Source organism: Streptomyces sp. EDA2-14 (genome assembly GCF_054963755.1).
Map to the genome: position 1 here is coordinate 38,528 of NZ_JBUEGE010000002.1, position 11,783 is coordinate 50,310.

Genomic DNA, 11,783 nt, shown 5'->3' on the forward strand with positions numbered 1-11,783 from the left:
GCCGGACGCGGAGATGAGACGGGCCATAAAGGGTTAATCGGATAAATTCGGGCATCCGTGTGCTCGTTCTTTCCGGGAGCCTGATGATGCGTCAACGTCTTCCAGCGGCTCGGCTCAAGGGGGTCTGCGTCGCGATCGCGCTCGCGCTCGGCGCGGTCGCGGCGGGCCCCGGCACCGGTCTCGCCGACACCCCGGGCCGGGTCCGCGCCTATGTGCCGGGCCCGGCCGCGGGCGAGGCCGTCATCACCGTGAAGACCGGCGGCGACCGCGACGGCGACGCCTCCGTGGCCCCGCTCGCCGGCGTCCGGCTCGCCCTCTACGACAGCGAGGACGCGACGACGCCGGTCTCCGGCGCCTGGGCGCAGTGCACCTCCGACGGCGACGGCGACTGCAACTTCGTCGTGCCGGACGTGGCGGGCGGCGGCGCCAACGAGGGCAAGCGGTTCTGGGTACGGCAGGTCGAGGACGGGGTGCCGGCCGGCTGGTACACGAACCCGACGCTGCGCACCGGCAACGGCAGCGGCTCCAACTCGGTCGAGTCCACCTACCAGTTCGAGACGCCCGCCCTTGCGGACGGCCGGACGTACTCCTCGACCAGCGACTTCATGGCGAGCACGGACTATGCGTCGAGCCCGTACGTCGCCTCCGGCGGCGTCTGGCAGCAGTCCCGTACGAACCCGGAGATGCCCGAGTCCTGCGGCCTCGACGTCGGCGTGGTGCTCGACCTGTCCGCGTCGGTGGGCAGCGCGCTGCCGCAGCTCAAGTCCGCCACCGACAAGCTGACGGACACGCTCGCGGGGACGCCCTCGCGGATGTCGCTGTTCTCCTTCGACAAGAACTCGCCGAGCACCGGCACCACCAACCACCCCGACCTCGTGCCGGTCTCCACGCAGGCCGGGGCGGACTCCTTCAAGAATCTCTACAAGGACTGGACGCTGGGCTCGGGGACCAACTGGGACCAGGGGCTCAACGCGGTCGCGCAGGCCGAGTCCAAGTACGACATGGTCGTCGTGCTCACCGACGGCAACCCGACCCGCTTCAGCAAGCCCTACAAGGGCGACGGCTCGCACACCCACTTCGCCGACGTCGAGGGCGGCATCTTCGCCGCCAACGCGGTCAAGGCGAAGGGTTCGCGCGTCGTCGCGGTCGGTGTCGGCAAGGGGGTCGAAGGGGTCTCCGGGCTCAATCTGCGGGCGATCTCGGGTCAGGAGGCGTTCACCGGCTCCAACCCGACGACCGCCGACTACTACCAGACCGACGACTTCGCGGCGGCCGGTGAGGCGCTGCACAACCTGGCGCTGACGCACTGCGACGGCACCCTGTCGGTGATCAAGCAGATCGTGCCGTCCGGCAACACGGGGGAGGACGTGACCGGCGCCGAACCGGCCGGTCCCGGCTGGCAGTTCAGCGCGTCCTCCACGACTCCGGGCATGGGGAACCTGCCGGACACGCAGGTCACCGAGGACGACAGAACCGGCGGCGTCGTCTTCCACCCGACGTATCCCTCGGGCACGACCGACGCGGACATCGACGTCGCGGAGACGCAGCAGCCGGGGCACACGCTCGTCACCCAGGACGGGCAGAACGCGGTGTGCACCAACCTCGACGACGGCGAGAAGGTGGACGTCGTGAACGCCGGGACGGCGGCGGCGCCCGCGTTCAAGGTGAACGTGCCGAGCCTCGCCGCCGTCAGCTGCGTCGTCTACAACCGGCCCGACCAGGCCGCGGACGTGACCGTCCACAAGCAGTGGAAGATCGACGGCAAGGAGTACGACCACGCCGACAGACCCGACGGTTTCGACGCGACACCGAGCCTGACCGGCCCGTCCGGCGCGGGCGCGAGCCCCCAGGCCTGGGACACCCCGCGCGAGGGCTACACGGTCGGCGACACCACGACCCTCGACGAGACCCCCGGGCTGCCGGACTCCTGCACGCTCGACGACCGCCATGTCGTCGACGTCAACGGGGACGCGGTCGACAAGGCGCTGCCCTACGAAGGGGAGCTCACGCGGGAGCACAACTCGTTCACCGTGGAGAACGAGGTCACCTGCAAGGCCCGGCTGACCCTGGTCAAGAAGGTGGTGAACGAGCACGGCGGCACCGCCGCCCCCGGTGACTGGACCCTCGCGGCGGACGGACCGAGCGATGTGTCGGGTGTCACAGGCGCCGACGAGGTGACGGACGCCGACGTCGACGCGGGCGAGTACGCGCTCTCCGAGTCGGCGGGCCCCGACGGGTACGACGCCGGTGACTGGGCCTGCGAGAACGCGCAGGGCGCGCTGCCGGTGACCGACGCGAAGGTGCGGGTCGCGGCGGGCTCGTCGGTGACCTGCACCGTCACCAATACCGACCGGGCGGGCACGACGCCTTCACCTGCACCCACGCCCACACCGACGGCGACACCGGAGCCCACCCCCACGCCGACGCCCCCGCAGGGCGGCGGTGGGGAGCTGGCCGACACCGGTGACACGGGCCCGCTGTGGGCGGGACTCGCCGCCGCGCTGCTGGTGGCGGCGGGGACGGTGCTGGTGACCCGGCGGCTGCGTCGTGATGTAGGCGACAAGTAACTGAAACACGACTGGCGTTGAGGTGGCCTACGGTTGAAGCGTGGGCCACCTCGCTGTATGTGAAGGATGTTTGTGTAAATGGTGGGGGTGTGTGATGGAATCGGTCGATGCGTACCCCCCACCGCATATCCAACGCCCGTAATCCGTACGACGAGTTGGCCGCTCTGGCCGACGACCCGCTGGACGAGTTTCCCTACCGGGAGCCTTACGGGCCCGACGAGGACCACTCGTGGGAACCGCCCGACCACGGGCGCCGCAGCCGGCGCCGCCGCGGCCGCTTCGCCGGACTCTCGGTGTTCCTCAAGGGCCTCGTCGCGGTCGTCGTCCTCTGCGCCTTCCTGGCCCTCGCCGACCGGTGGGCGGTGCTCTACGCGGAGAACAAGGCCGCGGAGCAGATCAAGAAGCAGCTGAAGCTGGCGGCGGCCCCCGAGGTGGAGATCGGCGGTTTCCCGTTCCTCACCCAGCTCGCCGACCGCCGCATCGGCGAGCTGAAGGTGACCGTGCCCGACGTCGCCGCGGACCGCGTCACCCTCGCCAAGGTCTCCGCGACCGCGCACAACGTACGCATCAAGGGCTCGGGCCTCACCGACATCAGCGGCGCCTACGCCGACACGATGAACGGGCAGGTGCTGGTCAGCTTCGCCGACCTGAACCGTGAACTGGGCGCGTCCCAGGTCACCTTCACCGGGCACGGAAAGAACAAGGTGCTCGCGCGCGGCACCCTGCCCGTCGCCGGGCACGAGGTGAAGGTGCAGGCGGACGCCGACATCCAGCGGCTCGGCGCGTCCGGGATCTCCACCGACATCGACAACATGCGCCTCGACATCGGCAACCTCGCCACCTACCGGCCCGGCACCCGCGCCACCGAGGGCCTGCACCTGACGCGCGAGTCCGTGGACCGGCTCACCAAGGAGGCCGACAAGGCGCGCCAGTTGCTGGCCGTCCCGGCGGTGGTGAAGCGGCTCGGCGTGCCGGACAGCGCGGTGCAGCAGGCGCTGAACAGCGACGCGAAGCTGCGCGAGCTGACCGGGACGCCGCGCTTCGTGAAGCAGCTGATGAGCACGAACCTGATCGACATCGCGCTCGCGCACCCCGCGGTCCTGAAGAAGATCGGCCTCGACCCGGCGCTGCTCGACGGCCTCACCCGCCTCACCCGGCCCGAACTCGCCGACCGCCTCTCCCTCGCCTTCCGGCTGCCGCAGGTGCCGGACGACCGGGGCTACGTGCGACTGCGCGATGTGACCGTGGAGAAGGAGGGCATCCGGGTCGACCTGTCGGGCGGCGGTCTCTCGGTGGGCGGCTGACGGGGGTTACGGGATCTCCGGCGGCGGCGTCGGCGCGCCGGGCAGCGTCAGCGTGGCGACCGTGCCACCGCCGTCTGCGGCCGAGAGCCCGACGGTGCCGCCGCTGGCCTCGACCGTGCGCGCCACGATCGACAGGCCGAGCCCCGAGCCCGGCAGGGCGCGCGCGGTCGGCGAGCGCCAGAACCGGTCGAAGACGTGCGGCAGTTCATCGTCCGGGATGCCGGGGCCGTGGTCGCGCACGGTGAGCGTGCCGCGCATCAGCCGGACCTCGATCCGCCCCTTCTCCGGGCTGAACTTCACGGCGTTGTCCAGCAGGTTCACCACCGCCCGCTCCAGCGCGGCCGGCTCCGACCGTACGTACCAGGGGGCCAGCTCCGCGTCGAAGGTCAGCTCCGGGCCGCGCAGCCGGGCGCGCTCGATGGCGCTGCGCACCGTGTCGTGCAGCGGGACGACCTTCAGCGGGCCCTCCGTGGCGGCCAGACCCGTACGCGACAGTTCCTGAAGGTCGCCGATGAGCGCGGCCAGCTCCGTCATCTGCGCCTTCACCGACGCCATCAGCGCCTTGCGGTCCTCCGCGGGGATGGTGCGGCCGGTCTCCTCGATCCGGTTGAGCAGCTCGATGTTGGTGCGCATCGAGGTCAGCGGTGTCCGCAGCTCGTGGCCCGCGTCGGCGATGAGCTGCTGCTGGAGCTCCCGGGACGACGCGAGGGAGGCCGTCATCGAGTTGAAGGACTCCGAAAGGCGCGCGATCTCGTCGTCGCCCTCGACCGGGATGCGGACGCTGAGGTCCTCGGTCCTGGCCACGTGCTCGACGGTCTCGGTGAGCTGGTCGACGGGGCGCAGCCCGGTGCGGGCGATCCACAGGCCGGCGGCCGTGGAGCCGAGGACACCGACGCCGCCGACGAGGAGGAGCAGCCAGGCCAGGGTGGTCAGCGGCTGGGTGATCTCGGCGAGGGGCGTGGCGACGGAGGTGGCGACGCCGGGGATCGGGGTGCCGTCCTGCTCGATCCGGACCGTGAGGACCCGCATCGACCGGCCCTTGGCGTCCTCCGTGGTGTGCAGAGCGTGGTCGGAGGTGCCCTCCGCGACGGCCAGGTCCGAGGACTCGACGGGAATCTTGGGGTCGCCCTGCGAGGTGCAGACGCTGCCGTCGGACTTGATGATCTGGATCGTGGGGCCGGGGAAGGGGTGCTGGGCCGCGGAGTTGCCGGACTGACAGCCCGACAGGACGTAGTTCATCTGGTCGAGCTTCACGGAGTGCGCCTGCTGCACGAGGTCGTTGTCCAACTGCGCGTACAGCTGCTTCTGCGTGATGAACCAGCAGGTCACCGCCACCGCGGCGACCGCCGCGGCGACCGCCGCCGCCACCAGGAGCGCGATGCGCGAGCGCAGCGGCAGCGACCGCATTCTGCGGACGAGCTTGTTCACTCGGACGCTCCGTCGGATCGCAGGACGTACCCCACGCCCCGCACGGTGTGCACGAGGCGGGGCTCGCCGCCCGCCTCGGTCTTGCGGCGCAGGTACATCACGTAGACGTCGAGGGAGTTCGAGGACGGTTCGAAGTCGAAGCCCCAGACCGCCTTGAGGATCTGCTCGCGGGTGAGGACCTGGCGCGGGTGGGCCAGGAACATCTCCAGGAGCGTGTACTCGGTGCGGGTCAGCTCGACCGTCCGCCCGCCGCGCGTGACCTCGCGGGTCGCGAGGTCCATGCGCAGGTCGGCGAAGGAGAGGGCGTCCGAGTCCTCGGCGGTGTCCCCGCCGGCCGTGGCGTACGAGCTGCGCCGCAGCAGGGCCCGGACGCGCGCGAACAGTTCGTCGAGCTCGAACGGCTTGACCAGGTAGTCGTCGGCGCCCGCGTCGAGTCCTGTGACCCGGTCGCCGACCGTGTCGCGGGCGGTGAGCATGAGGATCGGCGTGGTGGAGCCGGTGGCGCGCATCCGGCGGGCCGCGGTGAGACCGTCCATGCGCGGCATCTGGATGTCGAGCACGACCAGGTCGGGGTGGTACGAGGCGACCTTCTCCAGCGCGTCGGCGCCGTCGACCGCGACCTCGGTGGCGTAGCCCTCGAAGGCGAGGGAGCGCTGGAGCGCCTCCAGCACGGCGGGCTCGTCGTCGACGATGAGGATCCGGTGCGGTTCGCGGTCGCCTTCGGCGGGGCTCATGGGCTGTGGCTTCCTGTCGGTGGGTACGGGGGGACGGTCGCTGGACATCAGCCATCAGCCTCGCACGGCGGACCTGCGCCCGCCGTCAGCTGTCGGAGCCGCCCGCGCGCAGGGTGTCGAGGTCGGCCTTGACCGTGTTGATCGGGATGGCGAAGCCGAGGCCCACGCTGCCGGCGCTGGACGAGGAGCTGGAGGAGTCCGAGCCGGACGAGTACATCGCCGAGTTGATGCCGATGATGTTGCCGTTCATGTCGATGAGGGCGCCACCGGAGTTGCCGGGGTTGAGGGAGGCGTCGGTCTGGATCGCCTTGTACGTCGTCTTGGACGAGCCGGTGTCGCCGTTGAACTCCTGGCCGCCGAACTCGAACGGCCACTGGCTGCTGCCGCCGCCCTGCTGCTGTTGCTGCTGCTGGCCCTCGTCGGTGGAGACGGTGACATCGCGCTGGAGCGCGGAGACGATGCCGCTGGTCACGGTGCCGGTCAGGCCCTCGGGGGAGCCGATCGCGACGACGTCGTCGCCGACCTTGACGCCCTCGGAGTCGCCGAGCGTGGCGGCCTTGAGACCGGAGGCGTTCTTCAGCTTGATGAGCGCGAGGTCCTTCTTCGCGTCGGTGCCGACGACGTCCGCGGTGTACGTCTTGCCGTCGCTCGTCGAGACCTTGACGGAGGTGGCGCCGGACACGACGTGGTTGTTGGTGACGATCTCGCCGTCGCTCGTGATGATGACGCCGGAGCCGGTCGAGGAGCCGGAGCCGAGCTCCGCGTTGATCTCGACTATCGACGGGCTGACCGCCTCCGCGACGCCGGACACCGTGCCCTTCTTGCTGCTCGCCACGACGTTCGTGCTGGTCGAGCTCGCGGAGACGCTGTCGCCCGAGCCGGTCAGCTGCTGGATGCCGTACGCGGTGCCGCCGCCGACGGCCGCCGCCGCGATCGCCACGGCCGCGATCAGCCCGGTCGGGCCGCGCAGCCGCTTCTTCTTCGGGCTGCCGTGCTGGGGCTGCTCGTGCGTCTGCTCGGAGAGCACTACGCCCGGCAGGTACGGAGGCTGCGGGGGATAGGGCTGGGGGTCGTCGCCGCTTCGGCGGTAGCTCTCGGTCATGACACTCAGCTTGTGGCGCGTACATGAGAGCCGGCTGAGTGCGCCCTGAGAGTGCCAACAGAACCCTGTTTGCCCGAAATAAAGGTCGGTCCCGACCAATAATCCGGCTGAGCGCAGCGCGCTTGCGTGCAGCCGCAGGACTGCTTACGCGCAGCCGCAGGACTGCCGGACGACCAGCCGCGAGGGGAACAGCTTCAGCCGCTCGCGCCGCGACCCGGCCACCCGCAGCGAGTCGTCGAGTACGAGGTCCACGGCGGCCCGCGCCATCGCGGGGCGGTCCGCGGCGACGGTGGTCAGCGGCGGATCGGTGAGCCCCGCCTCCTTCACGTCGTCGAACCCGGCCACGGCCAGCTCGCCCGGCACGTCGATGCGCAGCTCGCGCGCGGCCCGCAGCACGCCGATGGCCTGGTCGTCCGTGGAGCAGAAGATCGCCGGCGGCCGGTCGGGCCCGGCCAGCAGGTCGAGCGCCACCTTGTACGCGTCGTAGCGGTTGTACGGCGCCTCGAAGAGCCGGCCCTCGGTCTCCCGGCCGGCCTCCTTCATGGCGCGACGCCAGCCCTCGACGTGGTCGGAGACCGGGTCGCCGACGGACGGGGTGTCCGCGGTGCCGCCCACACAGGCGACGTACTCGTGCCCGTGCTCCAGGAGGTGCCGGGTGGCGAGCTGGGCGCCGCCGATGTCGTCGGTGACGACCGCGACGTCGTCGATCGCCTCGGGCCGCTCGTGCAGCAGGACGACACGGGCGTCCCAGGCCTCGATCTCGTTGGCCGCCAGGTCGTTGAAACCGTGGCTGACGAGGATCAGGCCCGAGACCCGCATGCCGAGGAACGCGCGGACGTAGTGGACCTCACGGTCGGGCACGTAGTCCGAATTGCCGACCAGGACCATTTTCCCGCGCTCCGACGCCGCCTGTTCGACGGCGTGCGTCATCTCCGCGAAGAACGGCTGGCGCGCGTCCGGCACGATCATGCCTATGAGGTCGGTCCGCCGCGAGGCCATGGCCTGGGCGACCCGGTCGGGCCGGTACCCCAGCTCCTTGATCGCGGCGAGCACCCGCTCGCGCGTGGCCGGGGCGACCGGCCGGGGTCCGTTGTTGATCACGTAGGACACGACGGCGGTCGAGGTACCCGCCAGTCGCGCCACATCGTCCCGAGTCACCTTGGCCACGCGCGGAGTCTACGCGGATGGACCACCCTCTGGGCAGGGCGTGAGCCGCACTGCTAGCGGCGCACAGGGGCCGGGCGGCCCACTCCGTCCACGGGGGACGGGACCTTGTCCGTGTTTTCTGCCTTATCCGCCTTCTTCGCGGCGGCGGCGCGCTCCTCGGCCCGCTGCTCCGCCCGCTTCTCGGCGTTCTTCTCCGCCTTCTTCTCCGGCTTCTCCGGAGTGACGAAGCGGTAGCCGACGTTGCGCACGGTGCCGATCAGCGACTCGTGCTCGGGGCCGAGCTTGGCGCGCAGCCTTCGCACGTGCACGTCCACGGTCCGGGTGCCGCCGAAGTAGTCGTAGCCCCAGACCTCCTGGAGCAGCTGGGCGCGCGTGAACACGCGACCGGGGTGCTGCGCCAGGTACTTGAGGAGCTCGAACTCCTTGAAGGTCAGGTCGAGGACCCGGCCCTTGAGCTTCGCGCTGTACGTCGCCTCGTCCACGGACAGATCGCCGTTGCGGATCTCCATGGGGGAGTCGTCGGTGACGATCTGCTGGCGGCCCATGGCGAGCCGGAGACGTGCCTCGACCTCGGCGGGGCCCGCCGTGTCGAGGAGTACGTCGTCGATGCCCCAGTCCGCGGTGACGGCGGCGAGGCCGCCCTCCGTCACGACGAGCACCAGCGGACAGCCGGGTCCGGTGGAGCGGAGCAGCTGACAGAGGCTGCGGACCTGGGGAAGATCGCGGCGCCCGTCGATGAGGATGACATCGGCGCCGGGGGTGTCGACGAGTGCGGGGCCCTCCGCGGGAGCCACTCGCACGTTGTGCAGGAGCAGGCCGAGAGCGGGAAGCACCTCCGTCGACGGCTGGAGGGCATTGGTGAGGAGCAGCAGAGAGCTCATCGGTCCCCACCTGCCCCGGGGGTCGTCATACGTTCGTGCACGGTTCGCTCGCCCATAACGTCTGGTTCCTCCTCGGTCCCTGCGAGGACGTTTGCGGCACTGCTTCGTACTGTGGTCGAGGCCTCGCGCCCTGAGGCACCTGACCTGCGGTTATGCCGGTGTTTCCGGGGGTCGTATACAAAGCCCCAGAAAGCACAAAAGGACCCGGGGGCTGCATTGCCCGAGTCCTCTTCCCAGCAGAATAGCCCACATGAGTTGGGGTCCGGCAGGTGACGAGCGTGGATCTTCTGTGTGGCCGATCACGGAACGGAGACGGCGCGTGATGCTCCGAACACGCGACGGAGTCGCCATCGAGGCCGAGTACGAGCCCGGTCCCGGCGGCCCCGACACCCCCGCGATCGTGCTCGCGCACGGCTTCACCGGCGATCTGGAGCGGCCCCACGTGCGCCGCGCGGCGGCGGTGTTCGCCCAGCGTGCGGCCGTGGTCACGTTCTCGTTCCGGGGCCACGGACGCTCCGGCGGGCGCTCCACGGTCGGCGACAAGGAAGTGCTCGATCTCGCGGCGGCGGTCGAATGGGCGCGCTCGCTCGGCCACGCGCGCGTGGTGACGGTCGGCTTCTCCATGGGCGGATCCGTGGTGCTGCGACAGGCCGCGCTGCACAGGGGGCGCACGGAAGCGCGCGTTGACGGGGTCGTCGCGGTGAGCGCTCCCGCCCGCTGGTTCTACCGCGGCACCGCCCCGATGCGTCGGGTGCACTGGGCGGTGACCCGGCCCGCGGGCCGCCTCGTCAGCCGCTTCGGGCTGCGCACCCGGATCCACCCCTACGACTGGGACCCCGTCCCGCTCTCCCCGGTCGAGTCGGTCCCGCTGCTCGCACCGACCCCGCTGCTCGTGGTGCACGGCGACCGCGACCCGTACTTTCCCGTGGACCATCCCCGGATGCTGCTCGCCGCGGCGGCCGAGGGCGGCGCGGAGCTGTGGCTCGAACCGGGGATGGGCCACGCCGAGAACGCGGCGAGCGACGAGCTGATCGAGCGGATCGGGGCGTGGGCCGCCGCGACGCTTGGCGCACAATAGGACGCCGTAGAGCAGCGGGACCGAGAGAGGAGCCGGGATGGCGCAGGGCACGATCCGCTACTGGGCCGCGGCCAAGGCCGCCGCGGGCGTCGCCGAGGAGCCGTACGACGCCGAGAACCTGGCGGTGGCGCTGGAGGCGGTGCGGACGCGGCACCCCGGTGATCTCGTCCGGGTACTCCAGCGTTCCTCGTTCCTGATCGACGGTGACCCCGTCGGGACCCGCAGCCATGAGACGGTACGGCTGGCCGAGGGCGGCACGGTCGAGGTGCTCCCGCCGTTCGCAGGAGGATGACACCCCGATGAGCAACAACCAGCAGTACCCGCATCAGTACGACCCGCAGTACGGGTCGGGCCACGACGGGCAGTACGACCCGTACGCCCAGCAGCAGCCCCCGCCTCAGCAGCAGTACCAGCAGCAGTACCAGGCCGAGCCGACGCAGCAGTGGCAGAGCAGCACGTGGGACACCCAGGTGCAGCCCCCGCCGGTGCCGCAGCAGGGCTATGACTACGGGGCGCCCCAGCATCACCAGCCTCAGCCCCAGCCCCAGCCTCAGCCCCAGCACCAGCAGCCGCAGCACTCTCAGCAGCAGGCGCCGCAGCAGTGGTCGTACCAGGCCCCGCCGCAGGGCCCCGCGACAGCCCCTGCGGCTCCCGCCCCGCAGGCGGCCGAGGAGCCCGGCGCGCCCGCCTACAGCGCTCCCACCACCACCGGCAACACCCGCGTCACCGACGCCCAGCGCGCCCGCGCAGAGGGCCGCTCGCCGGTCATCGAGCCGGGGATGCAGCCGGCCGGTCTCACCGCGCTGCTCGCCCTGCTGCTCGCGGGCGGCGCCGCCGTCGGCTCGTACGCCCTGCTCGTGCCGCTGCTGGTGCTTCAGGCGGTCACGGCCGCGGGCTGGTTCCGGCTCAACGGGATGTGGCCCGCGCGCCAGGGCATCGCGCTCGCCTTCGCGGGCGGTGTCGTCGCCGATGTCGCGCTCCTCGTGGCGGGCCGGGACAACGGCCCGGCCGCGATCCTCGGCACGCTCGGTGTCTGGGTGCTGCTCACCCTGGTCCTCCAGCTGCGTTCGCACGCCGATCCGGACGAGCGGATGTACGGCCTGATGGCGACCGTCGCCTCCGCGGCGCTCGCGATCGTGGCTGCCGGACACCTGGCGGCCCCGGCCGACGCGGTGACCGTCGGCGGGGTGGCCGTGGCCGTGGCGATCGTGGCCCGTGCGCTGCCGCTGCCGACGATCGCGTCCGTGGTCGTGGCGCTGCTCGCGGCGGCCGGGGCGGGGATCGCCGCGGGCGGGGCGACCGACCTGGGTTCGGGTGGGGCGTTCCTCGGGCTCGGGGCGGGGGCGTGTGCGCTGATCGGGCACCGGGTTGCGTCGTACGACTATCCGTCGCGGTTTGTGCACATGACCGCGGGTGTTGCGCTTCCGTTGGCCGCGGCGGCGCCGGCCGTGTGGGTACTGGGCCGCGTTCTCGGCTAGGCCGGTTGAGTTCTTGCGGTCAGCCGGCGTTGCGGTCTCGGGGC

10 protein-coding genes are annotated in these 11,783 nt (G+C 71.4%); 5 read left to right on the plus strand and 5 right to left on the minus strand.

Annotation, left to right across the window (positions count from 1 at the left end; genetic code table 11):
- The first annotated feature begins 86 nt into the window (after positions 1 to 86).
- Together ACY34M_RS06410 and ACY34M_RS06415 are read left to right on the plus strand one after the other, a co-directional pair.
- A complete protein-coding gene (locus tag ACY34M_RS06410; RefSeq protein ID WP_462716558.1) occupies positions 87 to 2,567 on the plus strand; it encodes an LPXTG cell wall anchor domain-containing protein in 2,481 nt (826 codons plus the stop codon).
- A 107-nt stretch (positions 2,568 to 2,674) separates the two neighbouring features.
- Complete coding sequence (locus ACY34M_RS06415; RefSeq protein WP_462716557.1) at positions 2,675 to 3,871, plus strand: LmeA family phospholipid-binding protein; 1,197 nt, start codon at positions 2,675 to 2,677, stop codon at positions 3,869 to 3,871.
- Between the two features lie 6 nt (positions 3,872 to 3,877).
- On the opposite strand, the gene ACY34M_RS06420 is transcribed toward ACY34M_RS06415, so the two are convergent.
- The 5 genes from ACY34M_RS06420 to ACY34M_RS06440 form a co-directional block, all read right to left on the minus strand.
- On the minus strand, positions 3,878 to 5,278 hold the full coding sequence (locus tag ACY34M_RS06420) for a sensor histidine kinase (RefSeq protein ID WP_462716629.1): 1,401 nt from the start codon (positions 5,276 to 5,278) through the stop codon (positions 3,878 to 3,880).
- Positions 5,279 to 5,295: 17 nt separating this feature from the next.
- Positions 5,296 to 6,033: a response regulator transcription factor gene (locus tag ACY34M_RS06425; RefSeq protein WP_462716556.1), complete on the minus strand. Its 738-nt coding sequence runs from the start codon at positions 6,031 to 6,033 to the stop codon at positions 5,296 to 5,298.
- An 85-nt stretch (positions 6,034 to 6,118) separates the two neighbouring features.
- Complete coding sequence (locus ACY34M_RS06430) at positions 6,119 to 7,135, minus strand: S1C family serine protease (protein ID WP_462716555.1); 1,017 nt, start codon at positions 7,133 to 7,135, stop codon at positions 6,119 to 6,121.
- Between the two features lie 144 nt (positions 7,136 to 7,279).
- Positions 7,280 to 8,302 (minus strand): LacI family DNA-binding transcriptional regulator, encoded by a 1,023-nt coding sequence (locus ACY34M_RS06435; RefSeq protein ID WP_462716554.1) that lies wholly within the window; start codon positions 8,300 to 8,302, stop codon positions 7,280 to 7,282.
- 53 nt (positions 8,303 to 8,355) lie between these two features.
- Positions 8,356 to 9,183 (minus strand): response regulator transcription factor, encoded by an 828-nt coding sequence (locus ACY34M_RS06440; RefSeq protein WP_462716553.1) that lies wholly within the window; start codon positions 9,181 to 9,183, stop codon positions 8,356 to 8,358.
- Positions 9,184 to 9,433: 250 nt separating this feature from the next.
- On the opposite strand from ACY34M_RS06440, the gene ACY34M_RS06445 reads away from it, so the two are divergent.
- Genes ACY34M_RS06445 through ACY34M_RS06455 form a run of 3 tightly spaced genes read left to right on the plus strand, consistent with a single transcriptional unit; the run spans position 9,434 to position 11,739 of the window.
- On the plus strand, positions 9,434 to 10,261 hold the full coding sequence (locus ACY34M_RS06445; protein WP_462716552.1) for an alpha/beta hydrolase: 828 nt from the start codon (positions 9,434 to 9,436) through the stop codon (positions 10,259 to 10,261).
- A 37-nt stretch (positions 10,262 to 10,298) separates the two neighbouring features.
- Entirely contained in the window at positions 10,299 to 10,553 is a 255-nt protein-coding gene (locus ACY34M_RS06450; protein ID WP_462716551.1) for a MoaD/ThiS family protein, read from the plus strand.
- Positions 10,554 to 10,560: 7 nt separating this feature from the next.
- Positions 10,561 to 11,739, plus strand: coding sequence for a hypothetical protein (locus ACY34M_RS06455; RefSeq protein ID WP_462716550.1), 1,179 nt, complete (start codon positions 10,561 to 10,563; stop codon positions 11,737 to 11,739).
- The last annotated feature ends 44 nt before the right edge of the window (positions 11,740 to 11,783 follow it).